The following is a 17,249-nucleotide window of genomic DNA, read 5'->3' on the forward strand; positions in this document are numbered from 1 at the left end:
GGGGAATATCAGGCAACTGATGAGGTTTTTTTTAAGATCCATCATTGAATCGTCCTTGGTTTTTTCAGAGCTCCGTTCGATGAGGGCTCGCATATCAGCCATCATCCGATCGTGTGGGACATTCGGGCGCGGGTCGTCTATCGAAGCTTGCACCTTGGCGCGGAACCAACGGTCATGGCTGGCGGCCTGCTCTTCGGTCTCAAGCCCTGAAACGATGGGGGAAAAGTCGGCGCTCATAATGGCCTCCAGAGCCGCTGTCGTCATTGGCAATGATGAATGTCATTGGGTTAGCCAACCATTGCGTCGCGTCAGATCGTAAGGGCTGTACTTCCGAGGGCCAACCGCAAACTGTCGTAGGACTCTTCCTGCCGATTCCGAGGATTTCAACGCTCTCTGACAAGGCAAAACAGCAGGTTAAAAACCACTCGATAGCGTCTGTTTAAGCGGCCTACAGGTTACTTTGTGAAAGCCACAACGCCTTGCGCCGTTGCCTACAGGTACGCCAGAATCCGCCGGCTTGTGCGCCTTGGGGGGGTGTCGGTAACTTGGTTCGGGTCACTGATTGTCAGTGATCGGGTTTAGTAGCCCGCACTCCCCACTCTCGGTTGCACAAGCATCATTTGGTCAGGCTCGCCTGCACTCAATGGTGGCTGTGCGCATGGCGTCCTCGGACGCGCCGGATTTGGTGGGTTCTCCGGTCTACTAACTTGCGCACAGCCGCCACCCTTTCGTTTAGTAGCGAAGTGGTTGTGGCCCCCATTAGGAAATCCACCTATGTTCAAAGTTACTCCGAATCCGCCGGAATCCGATCCGGCCTCCCCGAACGAAAGCCCCGACTCAAAACAATTCCACGAAGCCGCCGAACGCGCGCTCAATCACTACCTCAACCCGGGCGCCAACATCATGGCCACCCCGCGCACACCCAGCACCATGTTCATCGTCAATCCCGAACTCAGTACCGAAACCTTGCTGGTGCACGCCTGCGAATCGCTGGCGTCGGCCAATGTCATGGCCAACGATCTGGTGGATCATCTGGAGGGGACAAGCCGCAATGCGCTGTTGGGGATTGCGCAGGTGATCATGTTGGGGGAGCTGGCGGTGAATCGGGCGCTGGATCGGCTTGATCCGCCCTGACCACAATCTCCAGATCACCGATAGACCTGTGGGAGCGGGCTTGCTCGCGAAGGCGGTGTGTCAGGCAACTTATTTGTCGGCTGAAATATCGCTTTCGCGAGCAAGCCCGCTCCCACAGGGGGACAGCGTCGCTGATCACTAATATGTCAGGCCAGGCTCTCGCTGATCTGCGCCGCCAGTTGCACCAGCATCCCCGGCACTTCCTGGACCATTTCGCCCATGCGCGCAAAGTCGTGGGTCATGCCGGCCTTGACCTCCAGCACCACGGGTTGCCCCGCCGCGCGCAGTTTCTCGACCCAGGCCTGGCCTTCATCGATCAATGGATCGTACTCGGCCAGCCACAGCACCGTCGGTGTCAGCCGTTGCAGGTGCTCGGCGTACAGCGGCGAAAAACGCCAGTCGGCGCGGTCCGCTTCAGTGCGTTGGTACTGCTGATAGAACCACTCCAGCGTGGTGGCTTCCAGCAGGTAGCCTTCGGCGAATCGTTCAAGGGACGGGCGCTTTTTTACCGCGTCGATCACCGGGTACAGCAGCACTTGCAGGCGCGGCACCAGCGGCCAGCCCAATGGGTCCTGGGCGATGGCGATGCACAGCGATGCCACCAGGCTGCCGCCGACGCTGTCCCCCGCCAGCGCAATGCGCCTGGCGTCGAGGCCCAAGGCCTTGGCTCCGGTGATGGCCAGCCAACGGGTGATGTCTTCGGCATCGTGGTAAGCGGTGGGAAAACGGTGTTCCGGCGCCAGGCGATAATCCGCCGACAACACGGCAAACTCCCCCGCCAGCGCCAGGCGCCGGCACAGGGTGTCGTGGGAGTCGAGGCTGCCCACCACGTAGCCGCCGCCATGGAAGTACAGCAACACCGGGCGCGACTCACCGTCCGGTTGCGGTTTGGCGTACAGCCGCGCGTTGAGCACATGACCGTCCCGCGCAGGAATGCTGACCGACTTCACCGTCAACGCGCCCGTTGGCGCCGCATCGAGCAATTGCGAAGTCTGTTCGAACTGCTGCCGTGCTTCGCCGGGGCTCAGTTCATGCATGGGTTGGCTTTTGCCGCTGAGGCGGCCGAACTCGGCCAGCTCTAGAAATCCTTCGATGTCCGGGTGCAGTGCCATGGGCGGTAGTCTCCAAAAATAAACAGGCTCGCCCAATAAACGAACCGTGAGGGCCGTTCATTAGGGAGAGCCTGTTTTTGTCGCGGGCAAGCCCTAGGGCTGCGGCACCACCTCCCGGCCCAGCGCCGCCACCACGGCGTCCAGGCACTCATCCTGCTGCAGGATATCGAAGTGGCCGGCCGTTACCCTTTGCACCTTGCGCAGCCGTGGTTGCTGACGCTCCAGGGTCGCGCGTTCGGCCGTCGGGTTGCCATCGGCCCACCAGCAATGCAGTTCGGCCTGAGGAATCGGCAGGGTTTCGACCTGCCGCGACAGCGCCTTCAACCGTGTGCTGACCATGAACGTCTGGGCCAACTCGTCGGCTCCAAGCAGCGCGTAACCGCTGGCCTGATCGCTTTCGCTGTCGATCACCGCGCGAATGATCCGCGCCACGGCGTCGTGGTCCCCCGCTCTCTCGGCACTCAATGCCTGGGCGATCACTGCGTCGTCCATGCCCAAAGTTGCACCGAGGAACTCGGCCAGATCGGTGCGCCACTCATCCGGGCTGGCGACGGCATTGGCCTGGGTCGGCACAAAGCTGTCCACCAGACCAACGAACGCCACAGGCTGGCCCTGCTGTTCGAACAGGTCACTCACCATCAACGCCAACGCCCCGCCCAGCGACCAGCCCAGCACGTGGTAAGGCCCCTGGGGTTGCCGGGCGCGGGTCGCCTCGACGTAGTCGGCGGCCATCTGCGCCAGCGAGGTGTCGTGCCACTGCCGGTCGAGCAGCATCCGGCATTGCACGCCGTACACCGTGCGCTCACCCTCCAGGCGCCGGGCCAATGGCTCGTAATCGAACACTGTGCCGAAACCGGCGTGCAGGCAGAACAGCGGCGGCTGATCGCCTACCACCTGATTGAGCAGCAACAGCGGTTGCGGACTCTGTCGCAGCGGCTGCTCATCGACACCGGACAACCCGGCAATCGTCGGCTTTGCCATCATGTCCCGCAGCTTGAGCTGGAAGCCAGGCTCATTCAGGGCGCGGACTTTCGAGATCACCTTGAGGGTGCGCAGCGAATCACCGCCCAGCTCGAAGAAGTTGTCGGTGATGCCGACCTTCTCGATGCCCAGCACCTGCTGCCAGATCTCCGCCAGCGCCCATTCCAGCGGCGTGCGCGGGGCCACGTAGTCGCGACCGCTGAAGGCCGGGTCCGGCAAGGCCTTGCGGTCGAGCTTGCCGTTGGGGGTCAGCGGGAAGCGCGGCAGCACCACGACCTGCGTCGGCACCATGTAGTCGGGCAGGCTTTCGCGCAATGCCGCCTGGCAACGCGGGCCGAGGCCATCGTCTTGCGCCGCTACCACATAGCCCACCAGTTGCGGCCCCTGCCCGTTGTCACGCACCACCACCAGCGCATCGTTGACCCCGGCCTGCTCGCGCAAGCGGGCTTCGATTTCGCCCAGTTCGATGCGGAAGCCGCGCACCTTGACCTGATGGTCGATACGCCCGACGTAATCGAACACGCCATCTTCGCGACGGCGCACCAGGTCGCCGGTGCGATACAGGCGCCCGCCTTCGGCGCTGAACGGGTCGGCGACGAAGCGCTCGGCGCTCTGCCACGGATGGCGATGGTAGCCGCGCGCGACACCCCGACCACCGATGTACAGCTCGCCAACCATGCCCACCGGCAGCGGGTTGAGGTCCATGTCCAGCACGTGCAGGCTGCGGGCGCCGACGCGTCGGCCAATCGGCGCGTACATCGCCTGGCACTGGCCGTCGGCGGCGATTTTCCACAGCAGTGGCGTGACCACGGTTTCCGTCGGGCCGTAGCCGTTGACCAGGTATTGCGGCTTGAGTGTGTGCTTGACCCGTTCGAAGGTGGCGTCCGGCACCGCATCACCACCGAAGCAATAGATGCGCACCGGCGGTGGATCGCCACCCTGCAACTCGGCGTGCTCGGCCAGTTGCAGCAGGTACGCCGGCGGGAAGCAGGCGACGCTGATGCGCTGGCGGTGCAGCACGGCCAGGGTCTGTTCGGCGGTCCACAAGGTGTTGTCGCGGATCACCAGGGTCGAGCCGCTGATCAACGCGGTGATCCAGCGTTCATGGGCACCATCGAAGGCGAACGACATGAAATGGAGTTCGCGATTGTCCGGATCCATCTCGTACAGCTCGGCGATGGCTTGCACGTGCATGCTCAGCGGCCCGTGGGCCACAGCGACGCTTTTCGGCTTGCCGGTGGAGCCCGAGGTGTAGATCAGGTAGGCCAGTTGCTCGGCATGCACGGAACACGAAGGCTGCGTCACATCGACATCAAGGTTCAAGCGATCCACTGCGACCATCGCCGTACCCGGGTTGAGTTGCGCGCTATCGCGCAGCCGCTCCTGGGTCAGCAACAGGCGCATGTCGCTGTCGGCCATCATGTAGCGCAAGCGTTCCTGCGGGTATTGCGGGTCCAGCGGCACGTAGGCGGCGCCGCACTTCATCACCGCCAGCAGCGACACCACCAGCTCCAGCGAGCGCTCCATGAACACGCCGATCACGTCTTCGACCTGCACGCCTTGTTCCAGCAGATGCGCCGCCAGGGCATCGGAGCGACGGTCCAGCTCGGCGTAGCTCAACTGCTCGGCGTCGCGCTCGGCGTAACTGAGCACCAGCGCCGTGTGATCCGGTTGCAGTCGCGCACGCTGGCGGATCAGCTCGTGCACCGGCGTCTCGTCACCCTCGGCCACCACCGGTAGTTCGCCGTCCAGCGCCCGGCCTTCGTCCAGGGTCAGCAGGCCCAGCTCACCGACGGCGCGCCCGGCGTCGTCGCACAGACGCTGCATCAGGCTTTCCATGTGGCCGCGCAGGACTTCGACGGTCGCCAGATCGAACTGATCGCGCTGGTGCATGTACTCGATGCGCAGCCCTTCATCGAGGCTGACCATCAGGTCCATGGCGAAGCTGGTCAGGCCGAAATCGGAAACGTCCTCGAAACGCAGGGAGTCGCCGTTCCACTCGCGCAGGGTGCGGTCCACCGGCTGGTTTTCGAACACGATGATGCTGTCGAACAACGACTGCCCGCCCTGCCCGGCCCAGCGCTGGATATCGCTGAGCGGGGTCTGCTGGAAGTCGCGGATGTCGAGGTTGTAGGCCTGGATTTCCCGCAGCCAGTCGCCGACGCTGGCTTCAGTCGGCACCGTGTTGACCACCGGCAACGTGTTGATGAACAGCCCGAGCATGTTCTCCGAACCGTTGAGGGTTTCCGGGCGCCCGGACACGGTGGCGCCGAAGGTCACCGTGCGCTGGCCGGTGTAGCGCTGCAACAGCAACAGCCACGCGGCTTGCACCAGGGTGTTGAGGGTCACTTGCTGTTGCTGGGCAAAGGCCTGCAAACTCGCGGTCTGCCCGGCACTCAGGTGCGTGTAGATCGCGTGATAACCCGCTTGCGGCGCCTTGACCGGCAGTGCGCGGGCCAGGTGGGTGGCGCCTTCGAGATTATTGAGTTTGCCTTTCCAGAAGGCCTCGCTGGCCTCGGCGACTTGCTGGCCGAGCCAGTCGATGTAGTCGCGATAGGTGGCCACCGGCTCGTGCTCCTCACCGCTGTAATGGCGCAGCACTTCACCGATCAGGCGCGACACGCTCCAGCCGTCCATGAGGATGTGGTGGTAGGTCCAGATCAGGCGATAGCGGTCGTCCTCCAGACGTACCAGCAACAGGCGCAACAAGGGTGCACGGTTCAGCGAGAAGCCGCGTTCACGTTCCTCAAGCGCCAGTTGGCGTACACGCCCGGGCTGATCATCCAGGCCACGCCAGTCCAGTTCGGTGAGCAGTGACGGCGCGTCACGCAGCACCACTTGCAGCGGTTCCTTGTCGCCTTCCCAGAGGAATGCGGTGCGCAGAATCCCGTGACGTTGGGCAGCATCCACCCAGGCTTCGCGGAAACGCGCGCCATCAACCCCGCGCACGCCCACTTCGATCTGGTTGACGTACAACCCCGAGTCGCCGTCCTGCACCGAGTGGAACAGCATGCCCTGCTGCATCGGCGACAGCGGATACACGTCCTCGACTTCGTCCGCCGTCAGTTTCAACGCCTGATATTGCGCTTCACTCAGTTCGATTTTTGCTGCCGGTGCAACCACAGCCGGTAAGGCTTGATCCGCCGTGAGCGGTTGAGCGACCGTCGCCAGTTCGGCGATGGTCGGGTGGCTGAACACGTCCTTGGGTGAAATGCTCAAACCGGCCTTGCGTGCGCGGCTGACGGCCTGGATCGAGACGATGGAATCGCCGCCCAGTTCGAAGAAGTTGTCGAAAACGCCCACCTGCGGCACTTCGAACAACGCCTCCCACACCGCTTGCAGCGTCGCTTCCACGGCACTGCGCGGCGCAACGTATTCGCGCACTTGCTGGTCCGGCTGCGGCAATGCGCGGCGGTCGAGCTTGCCGTTGGGCGTCACCGGCAACTGATCGAGCAGCAGCACGTGGCTCGGCTGCATGTGTTCGGGCAGCGCGTTGCGCAGGTGTTGCTTGAGTGGATCAAGGGCAGCATCACCTGTGACGTAAGCCACCAGTTGCTTGGACTTGCCAATGTCCAAGGCGATCACCACCGCTTCGCGCACCGACGGATGTTCCAGCAGGCAGGCTTCGATTTCCCCCAGCTCGATGCGCAAGCCGCGGATCTTCACTTGATGGTCGATGCGCCCGACGTATTCGATCACGCCGTCCTCGCGGTAACGCGCCAGGTCGCCGGTGCGGTACAGGCGCTCGCCCTGCTCACCGAACGGGCTGGCGACAAAGCGCTCGGCGGTCAGGTCCGCACGGTTGTGATAACCACGGGCCAGGCCGATGCCGCCCAGGTACAGCTCACCGACGCAACCCTGCACTTGCGGTTGCAGGCTGTCGTCGAGGATGTAGGTCACCAGGTTGGCGATCGGATAACCGATCGGCACGCTGAAGCCGCCGTCGTCGACACAGGTCCAGTGGGTCACGTCGATGGCCGCTTCGGTCGGGCCGTAGAGGTTGTACAGGCCGACGTTGGGCAGCACGCGGAACAGGCTGTGCTGCAAATCCGCCGACAAGGCTTCGCCGCTGCACAGGATCTGCCGCAGGCTGGCGCAACGCTCGAAGCCTTCGCCCTGGACAAACGCCTGCAACATCGACGGCACGAAATGCAGGGTGCTGACCTGGTACTGCTCGATCAGGCTGACCAGTTGCGCCGGATCGCGATGGGCGCCCGGTTCGGCCACGGCCAGGCGTGCGCCAGTCATCAATGGCCAGAAGAACTCCCAGACCGACACGTCGAAACTGAACGGGGTTTTCTGTAAGACGGTGTCACGCCCGTCCAATGGGTACGCTCCCTGCATCCACGACAGGCGGTTGTACAAGGCATCGTGACGGTTGGCCGCGCCCTTGGGTTTACCCGTGGAGCCGGAGGTGTAGATCATGTAGGCCAGCGATTGCAACTCGACCACGCAGGGCAGGTTTTCTTCGCTCAGGCCCTCGAGCAACGACGCCATGTCGTCCAGGCAGATCGCGGTGGTGGCGGCTGGAATCGGCAACTGTTGCAGCAGATGCCGCTGGGTCAGCAGCAGGTGCACGCCGCTGTCTTCGAACATGTGGTCCAGGCGTTCGCGCGGGTAGTCCGGGTCCAGCGGCACGTAGGCGCCACCGGCCTTCATGATCGCCAGCAGGCCGATCACCAGCTCCAGCGAACGCTCGGCGGCAATGCCCACCAGCACTTCGGCGCCGACGCCCTGGCTGCGCAGGTAGTGCGCCAGCTGGTTGGCCTGTTGGTTGAGTTCGCGATAGCTGAGGGTCTGGCCGGCAAACACCAGGGCGGGGGCGTCCGGGGTTTGCAGTACCTGGGTTTCGAAGCATCGGTAGACCGGGCGTACATCCGGCCAGGCCTGCGCGGTGCGGTTGAAACCTTCGACCTGCTGCGCAGTTTGTGCGGCATCGAGCAGGCTCAAGCGCCCCAATGGCTGCTGCGGCGCACGGACCATGGCATCGAGCAACGCCAGCAGGCGTGCACTCAAGCCTTCAATGGCTTCGGCGCTGAACAGTGCCGTGTCGTAGTTGAAACGCAGGTCCAGGCATTCACCCAGCTCGGCGGCGATGGCCAGGGGGAAGCTGGTCTGGTCGTGGTTGCTGATGCCGGAGAACTTCAATGCGCTGGCGTTACCCTCCTCCAGCGCTTGCGCCACTGGGTAGTTTTCGAACACCACCAGCGTGTCGAACAGCGCTTCGCCAGAGTGACCAGCCCAGCGCTGCACATCCGCCAGCGGCGTGTATTCGACTTCGCGCAACCTGAGGTTGAGCGCCTGGACTTCATCGATCCATTGGCTGACCGTGCGTTCGGGGTGCGGTGTGGCGATCACCGGCAGGGTGTTGATGAACAGACCGATCTGCTGCTCGATGCCTTGCAATTCGCTTGGACGACCTGACACGGTGGCGCCGAACGCCACAGTCTGCTGCCCGGTGTAGCGCTGCAACAGCAACAGCCACGCCGCTTGCAGCACGGTGTTGGGCGTGACGCGGGCCTGACGGGCGAACCCGCTCAGGCGCTCGGTGGCCGCGCGGTCCAGGCTCAGGTGCAGGGTGCGATGAGCATCGCCCTGCCCCGCAACCGGCCCCTGCAAGGCGCCGGCCAAACGAGTCGGCTCGGTGAACGACTGCAATTGCTCCAGCCAGAATGCTTCACACGCGGCGCGATCACGGGTGCCCAGCCAGGTCATGTAATCGCGATAACCGCCAACGACTGGCGCCGGTATGACACCGGAGTAGCGTTGCAGCACTTCGCCGAACAACTGCGAGGTACTCCAGCCGTCCAGCAGGATGTGGTGGTTGGTGAAGATCAGGTGATGGCGGTCATTGGCGGTCTGCACCAACGTCAGGCGCAACAACGGCGCCAATGTCAGGTCGAAACCGCGCAAACGGTCGTCCTCGGCCAGGCGATCCAGCGCTTCGGCAACCTTGGTTTGATCGCGCCAGTCGAGCACGGTCAACGGCAGCGTGGCGTCGGCCAGTATCACTTGCAGCGGCCGCGAGCCGTTGCTTTCGCTGAAGAACGCCGCGCGCAGCACTTCATGGCGCTGCAGCGCCTGTTGCCAGGCATCGCGGAACGCCTCGACGTCGAGCCCCTGCACATCCACGCGCATTTGCGGGATGTAGGCCCCGGCATCCGGGGCGAACAGGCTGTGGAACAACATGCCTTGCTGCATCGGCGACAGCGGCAGGATGTCTTCGATCTGGCTGGCCGCCAGCGGCAAGGCATCCAACTGCGCCTGATCGACATGCACCAGTGGCACGTCGCTCGGGGTCAAGCCACCGGCACCGCTCAGGCAATGTTCGATCAGCTGTTGCAGTTCCAGGGCGTAGGCATCGGCCAGACGTTGCACCGTCTGCGGCTTGAACACTTCACCGCTGAAGGTCCAGCTCAGGCGCAGTTGCCCGGCGTAGACCTGGCCGTTGATGCTCAGGCCTTGGTCAAGTGCTGCCGAGACACCCTGCTCGGCGCCACCGTTTTCCCGGGCCGGGCGCCACGGTGCCTGCTCGTCGAAGCTGGCGTCGAACTGGCCCATGTAGTTGAAGGTGACCTGCGGCGTCGGCAGACCTTCAAGGCCGGCGTCAGCCAGATAGCGCAGGATGCCGAAGCCGATGCCTTTGTCGGGCACGGCGCGCAGCTGTTCCTTGACCGCTTTGATGCTGCCGGCCAGATCGCCGGCCGGGGTGAGTTTCACCGGGAAAATCGAGGTGAACCAGCCCAAGGTGCGGGTCAGGTCGATGTCGTCGAACAGGTCTTCACGGCCATGGCCTTCGAGTTTCACCAGTGTCGAAGTTTGACCGGTCCAGTTGCCCAACACCCGCGCCAGCGCCGTCAGCAACAGGTCGTTGACCTGGGTGCGGTAAGCCGCCGGAGCGTCTTGCAGCAGTCGGCGGGTCAAGGTGCTGTCGAGCACGGTTTCCACGCTGACGGCGTGCTGGCTGGCCAGGCTGCCTTGGGGCTTGTCGGCGGGCAGTTCCACCCGCACGTCGCGGTACTGGTCTTGCCAGTAACTGGTCTGGATGGCCAACCCGGCACTTTGCGCATGGGATTGCAGGCGAGCGGCCCAGGCCTGATAGGCACTGGTTTTCGCTGGCAGACGCAGGGGTTGAGCTTGCTGCGCTTGTTGATACGCGGTTTGCAAATCTTCCAGCAGCAATCGCCAGGACACGCCGTCCACCGCCAGGTGATGCACCACCAGCAGCAGGCGCTGGCCCGCCGCGCCCATGTCCACCAGCAAGGCACACAACAGCGGGCCGTCCTGCAGATTCAGGCTGGCTTGCGCGGCGTTGCACAGTTCCAGCAATTCATCGGCATCGGCGGCCTGGCGCTGCCACAGCACCTCGGCGCTGTTCCACTGCTCGGCCTGGGCCTGTTGCCAGACGCCGTCGACCTGACGCAACCGCAGACGCAACGCGTCGTGATGTTCTACCAGCGCGGCCAAGGCCTGTTGCAGGCTGGCACTGTCCAGCGGTTCGCGCAGTTCCAGCAGCAGCGACTGGTTCCAGTGGTGACGGGCCTCGATGTCTTGCTCGAAGAACCAGTGCTGGATCGGCGTCAGCAGCACCTCGCCACGCACCAGCCCCTGATCGATCACCAATCCGGCGCTGCGTACCGCGATCTTCGCCAGGCTCTGCACGGTCTGGTGCTGGAACAGGTCCCGCGGGGTGATGCGAATCCCGGCCTGTCGCGCGCGGCTGACCACCTGGATCGAGATGATCGAGTCGCCGCCCAGTTCGAAGAAGTTGTCGTCGATGCCTACGCGCTCGAGCTTGAGCACGTCTTGCCAGATCGCCGCCAGCTCGGTTTGCAGCTCATCCATCGGCGCCGTGTAAACCTGCTGCGCCAGCGTTGCGTCAGGCTTGGGCAATGCAGCGCGATCGAGTTTGCCGTTGCCGGTCAGCGGCCATTGGTCGAGTTTGATCAGGTGCGACGGCACCATGTAATCCGGCAAACCGGCCTGCAAATGTTCGCGCAGGGACTGGCGTAGATCGCTGTCGTCGCCGGTCGCGGTGAACCACGCGACCAACTGCTGGCTGCCATTGACCTCGGGCGCCAGCACCAGCGCTTGTTCGATGGCCGGATGGCTTTGCAGGCGATCCTGGATTTCCCCCAGTTCGATGCGGAAACCGCGAATCTTCACCTGATGGTCGATACGCCCGGCGTACTCGATGCTGCCATCGGCGCAGTACCGCGCCAGATCACCGGTGCGATACAGGCGCGCGCCCGACTCGGCGGCGAACAGGTCCGGGGCAAACCGCGTGGCGGTCAGGTCGGTACGCTGGTGATAGCCGCGAGCGAGACCGGCACCGCCAACGTACAACTCACCGACGCAGCCCTTGGCCACCGGGTTCAGGCGCGGGTCGAGCACGTACCAGCGCAGATCGCTGATCGGCTCCCCCAGCGGCGAGTTGTTGGCGCCATCGAGGTCGGCGCGGGACAGCGGCCGGTAGGTCACATGCACGGTGGTTTCGGTGATGCCGTACATGTTGATCAGCAACGGCTGCCGGTCGTCGAAGGCGTCATACCACGGACGCAGGCTGGCCACATCCAGTGCCTCGCCGCCGAACACCACGCAGCGCAGGGCCATGGCTTGCGCGTCGGCACAGGCGAACGGCATCAATTGGCGAAAGGCCGAGGGCGTCTGGTTGAGTACGGTGATGCGCTCGTCGCTGAGCAAGCGGGCGAAGTCTTCCGGAGAGCGGCTGACCGCGTGGGGCACCACCACCAGCTTGCCGCCGTAGAACAACGCGCCAAAGATTTCCCACACGGAAAAGTCGAAGGCATAGGAGTGGAACAGGCTCCAGACATCGTCGGCGTTGAAACCGAACCAATGTTCGGTGGCACTGAACAGGCGCGTCAGGTTGCTGTGGGGCAGCAGCGTGCCTTTCGGTTTGCCGGTGGAACCGGAGGTGTAGATGACATAGGCCAGGTTCGCTGGCGCGGTCAGGTTCGGCAGGTTGTCGGCACTGGCCTCGGACAGCCAGTCGCCTGCGTGATCGAGGCAGATCACTTCAATCTCTTCGTTCAACGGCAGGCGCGGCAACAGCGCGGAATCGGTCAGTAACAGGCGCGTGCCGCTGTCGGCGAGCAGGTAGGCCAGGCGATCCTGCGGGTACTCCGGGTCCAGCGGCACATAGGCGCCACCGGCCTTGAGGATCGCCAGCAGGCTGACGATCATCTCCAGCGAACGCTCCAGGGCGATGCCCACCAACACGTCGGGGCCCACACCGCGCTCGCGCAGGCGATGGGCGATGCGGTTGGCGCGGCGGTTCAGTTCGGCGTAAGTGAGGGTGACGCCGTCGCAGGTCACGGCAATGTTGTTCGGGTGCGCGGCGGCCTGGGCTTCGATCAGTTGATGGGCGCACAGCAGGTTCGGCTGATCGCTGGTCAATCCGGCAGTGCGATTCCAGTCGAGCAAGGTGGCCTGCTGCTCGGCGGCATCGAGCATGCACAGGTCCGCCAGGGCAACCGTGCTGTCCGTGCAAATTGCCTGCAACAGGTTCAACCAATGCCGGCCGAGGCGCTCGATGGTCGAGGCGTCGAACAGTTCGGTGGCGTAGACGAACGACGCATGGATGCCCTCGTCGCCCTCGACGGTGTCGAGCATCAAATCGAACTTGGTGGTTTTCTCATCCCAGATCAGCGGTTCGACGCTCAGCCCCGGCAGGTCCCAGCGTTGCGGGCCGCCACTGTCGCGCTGGTGGTTGAACATCACCTGGAACAGCGGCGTGTGGCTCAGGCTGCGCTCCACACCCAGGCCATCGACCAGTTGCTCGAACGGCAGGTCCTGATGGGCCTGTGCGCCGAGTGCCGCGGCCTTGATCTCGGTCAGCAATTGCCCAAACGGCTGGTCGGCCCGTGGCTGGCTGCGCAGCACCTGGGTGTTGACGAAAAAGCCCAGCAGGTTTTCCACGTCCTGGCGGGTGCGGTTGGCGATCGGCACGCCGACACGGATGTCCTGTTCGCCGCTGTAGCGATGCAGCAACGTCTGCAATGCCGCCATCAGCAGCATGAACAGGGTACAGCCTTCGCGGCGGGCAAGATCACGCAGTTGAGTGGTCAACGCAGTGGAGATTTCCAGCTCGACGCTGGCGCCCTGCTGGCTCGGGATCGCCGGGCGACGACGGTCGGTCGGCAGATTCAGTGGCGGATGCTCGCGGCCCAACTGCCCGCGCCAGTAATCGAGCTGGCGCTCAGCCTCGCCCGCCTCCAGCCACAGGCGCTGCCAGCGGGCGAAGTCGGCGTACTGGATGCCCAGCTCCGGCAGCTGCGCAGGCTGTCCGGCACTCAGTTGCGCATAAAGCAGGGTGAACTCCTGCAACAGGATCGGCAGCGAGCCGCCGTCGGTGACGATGTGGTGGAAGGTCAGCGCCAGCACATGTTGCTGCGCATCGAGGCGGATCAAGCGACAGCGCATCAACGGACCACTGTGCAGGTCGAACGGCTGCTCGGCGTTCAGAGCGATCTGCCGTTGCAGTTCGACCTCGTCGCCAGCGCTGACTTCAACCAGCGGCGCATCCATCCGTGGGTGAATCTTTTGCAGCACTTGTTGCTCATCGAAGACGAAGGTGGTGCGCAGCACTTCGTGACGCTGCACCAGCGCGCTCAAGGTCCGCGCCAGCGCCTCAGTGTTGAGCTCGCCGCCCAGGCGGAAGGCACCGGTCAGGTTGTAGGCCGTGGCCTGGGGTTGCATCTGCCAGAGGAACCACAAGCGCTGCTGTGCGTAGGACGCCGGCAGCGTGTCGACAGCGCGGTCCCGAGGCGGGATCGGCAGCAGTTCCAGGGTCAGCCCCTGGGCGTGCATCTTCTGTTGCAACGCACGCCGGGCGTCCGCGCTCAAGCCGCAGAAACGCTGGGCCAGGGTCATCATTCTGTCCGGTGCAGCACTCATCGCGCGTGTTCCTCATCCACTTCGTCGAACAACGCTTCAAGGGCGTCTACATCGTTTTCTTTATGTTCACTGTGCTGACGGAACTGCTCGATCTGCGCCGCCAGTCGTTCCAGGGTGTCACCGTCGAAAAACAGCTTGAGCGGGATCGCCAGGTTCAGTTCTTCCTGAATCCGCGCACGAATGCGCGTGGCCAGCAGCGAGTGCCCGCCGAGTTCGAAGAAGTTGTCGTGCACGCCGACACGCTCCACGTGCAGCGCTTCGGCCCAGATCGCCGCCAGGGTTTTTTCCAGTTCGTTGCGCGGCGCGACAAAAACGCTGCGGCGCACATCGAGATCGAGCAAGGCCTGGCGATTGAGTTTGCCGTTGGGCATCAGCGGGAAACGCTCCAGCACCTGCAAGCGCGTCGGCTGCATGTGCTCGGGCAGCGCTTCGGCCAGATGGCTACGCAATTCGTTGAGGCGGATGTCGGCGGTGTCGGCCGGGGACACCACGAAGCCCAGCAGTTGCGGACCGGTCGGGGTTTTCCGGGCAATCACGGCGGCGTCTTCGATGCCCGGCGCGTTGCGCATGGCCGACTCGATTTCGCCCAGCTCAATGCGGAAGCCGCGGATTTTCACCTGCTGATCGACCCGGCCCAGATACTCCAGCACGCCATCGGCGCGATAGCGCGCCAGGTCGCCGGTGCGGTACAGGCGTTGGCCCGCCGCCTTCGCGAACAGGTCGGGGACAAAACGCTCGGCCGTCAGCGTGGCCCGTTGCAGATAACCCCGGGCGATGCCGGCCCCACCGACGTACAACTCGCCTTCGACACCTACGGCCACCGGTTGCAGGTCCGGACCGAGCACGTGGAGGCGCATGCCGGCAATCGGCTGGCCGATCGGGATGTTGTCATCGTCCTGATCAAGCGGCAGTTCCCAGGCCGAACACCACACGGTGCCTTCGGTCGGGCCGTATTCGTTGACCAGCGCCACCCCCGGCAATGCCTCGCGATGTCGCTGTACCAGTGCGTTGCCGCAGGCTTCGCCGGCGACGATCACACAGGCCAGCGCCTGGCGGTCGAGGTACTCGAGAATCTGTGCGTGGTAGGACGGCAAGGTCAGGTAGTGGGAAACCTCTTCACGCTGGATCAACTCGGCCAGTCGGGCCGGATCCTTGTAGCTGTCTTCGTCCGGCAGGCACAGGGTCGCGCCCTGCCCCAGCGCCCAGAAAACCCCGGCCACCGAGCTGTCGAAGGAGAACGACGAGAGCATCAGGAATGCCCGCAGCGGCTGGCGATAAAAAGCGTTGCGCGCCAGGGTCGAGGCCACGGCGTTGGCATGGCTGATCATCACGCCCTTGGGTTTGCCGGTGGAACCGGAGGTGTAGATGACGTAGGCCAGATTGGCGCTGTCGCCCTGTGGCTCAGGCCGGGTTTGCGCGGCGGACCAGACTTCGGCCCCCGGCTTCAGGGATATTGTCCGCTCACTGCGTAATGCATCCGGCAGTGCCTGACAGGCCAGCACATGACGCGCGCCGGTATCGGCAAGCATGAACGCCAGACGTTCGATCGGGTAGTTCGGATCCAGTAGCAAGTACGCAGCGCCGGCCTTTAGCGTGCCCAACAACGCAATGACCATTTCCAGCGAGCGCTGGCCGTAGACTGCCACTATCTGGTCCGGCGCCACGCCTTGGGTGTGCAGGGTATTGGCCACCTGGTTGGAGCGCGCATCCAGTTCGGCATAGGTCAGGCGCTGACCGTTGACGCTCACGGCGATGCGTTGCGGATGCAGGCTCGCCTGTTCGCTGAACAGTTCTTGCAGGAAGCGGCACGGCAATGCCTGCTCGGTGGCGTTCGGGTTGAAGCCTTCGATCAGGCGAGTCCGTTGCGCAGCACTCAGCAGATCAGCCTGAGCCAAGGTCAATTCGGGCGACCCCAGCAATTGGTGGCTGAACTCGACAAACTGCTGCAGCCATTCAACCAGCATCGATTCGGGCAGCGCACCGTCAAGACACGACAACTGCAACTGATCGCCCTGCACTCGCAGGCGCAGGACTTCTGGGTTGCCGTCGTCCATCTCGATAGCGCTTTCAATGGCGGCCTGATAGACGAAGCCATAACGCAGCGGCGCGGTACCTTCGGCGCTCAGTTCGAATTCATTGAGGCAATCGAGCCACGACAGCGACTGTTCGACGCTGGCGGCAAACGCCACCAGCGCTTGCGCCAGGGTCTGCTGGCTGCGGTGCTCGAAAGCCACCGGCAAACGCCGGGCGAAGCGTCCGAGGGTGGCGATGGTTTGTTCGTTGCGACCTTCCACCTGCCAGCCCATCAGCAGCTTTTCCTGATGGCCGATGCGCGCAACGAATGCGGTCCACAGCAAGAGCGCCAATTGCTCTGCCTCAACGCCAGCTTCAAGCGCGACCCGTTGCACGCCAACCAGCCATGGGGCGTCAATCAACCTTGCCTGACGACGAGCCAGCGTGACCTCGACGGCTCGTTCGAACGGCAAGCGATGGGCCACGGCGAATTGCTGTTGCAGGTTGCGCCAGAACGCCGCGCCCTGGTGGCCGATGTCTTCTTCGCGCAGTTCTTCCTGCCATGCGCTGTAGTCCAGGTATTGCAGCGCGTCCTCGTCGTCGCCCAGGGTTTCACCGCGCAACAGGCAGTCCAGCTCACTTGCCAGCACCCGCAGCGATGCCTCATCGAAACTGCATGCCGGGGCCAGCAGGGTGATGAAAGGCTGCCCTGCTCCGCCTTCAACCTGCGCCACCACCAGCGCCTGACTCGAATCTTCCACCATGACTTCGCGGCTGCGGCTCAAGGCATCGGCCACCGAAGGCTGGTTGCCCAGAAGTGTCAGCGGCAAGCCATCGCACAGGCTTTGCACCGGCCACTTCATGCCCGGCAGGCGGCGGTACACCGTGCGCAGGATTTCATGGCGCTGACCGAGGGTTTCCAGTGCCGTGCGCAACGCCCGGGCGTCCACTGGCCTGGCGACCGGCAACGTCAGCGCGGCGAACAGCGGCCGTGCGCCCAACTCCTGGGCCCGCAAATAAAAGGCCTGCTGGGCCGAGGTCTGGAATACGTCTACCGAAGGTTCGAGGGCGGTGGTGTTCATGTCGGGTGTC

4 protein-coding genes and 1 pseudogene are annotated in these 17,249 nt (G+C 64.0%); 1 reads left to right on the plus strand and 4 read right to left on the minus strand.

Features of this window, described 5'->3' with window-relative positions; genetic code table 11:
• Positions 1-60: 60 nt before the first annotated feature.
• Positions 61-237, minus strand: a pseudogene (relB, locus tag AC3IT6_RS20305) (type II toxin-antitoxin system RelB family antitoxin); the annotation flags it as partial.
• Positions 238-774: 537 nt separating this feature from the next.
• Between relB and AC3IT6_RS20310 the strand changes: the two are divergent.
• Complete coding sequence (locus AC3IT6_RS20310) at positions 775-1,134, plus strand: DUF6124 family protein (RefSeq protein WP_489352294.1); 360 nt, start codon at positions 775-777, stop codon at positions 1,132-1,134.
• Positions 1,135-1,280: 146 nt separating this feature from the next.
• Here AC3IT6_RS20310 and AC3IT6_RS20315 read toward each other — a convergent pair whose 3' ends face one another.
• The 3 genes from AC3IT6_RS20315 to AC3IT6_RS20325 all read right to left on the minus strand — a co-directional run bounded on the left by AC3IT6_RS20315 (position 1,281) and on the right by AC3IT6_RS20325 (position 17,239).
• A complete protein-coding gene (locus tag AC3IT6_RS20315; protein ID WP_489352296.1) occupies positions 1,281-2,246 on the minus strand; it encodes an alpha/beta hydrolase in 966 nt (321 codons plus the stop codon).
• A gap of 93 nt (positions 2,247-2,339) precedes the next feature.
• On the minus strand, positions 2,340-14,144 hold the full coding sequence (locus AC3IT6_RS20320) for an amino acid adenylation domain-containing protein (RefSeq protein ID WP_489352298.1): 11,805 nt from the start codon (positions 14,142-14,144) through the stop codon (positions 2,340-2,342).
• Entirely contained in the window at positions 14,141-17,239 is a 3,099-nt protein-coding gene (locus tag AC3IT6_RS20325) for a non-ribosomal peptide synthetase (protein ID WP_489352300.1), read from the minus strand. Before AC3IT6_RS20325 ends, AC3IT6_RS20320 begins: the two co-directional genes overlap by 4 nt.
• Positions 17,240-17,249 lie beyond the last annotated feature (10 nt).

The organism is Pseudomonas sp. KH_017 (genome assembly GCF_057840285.1).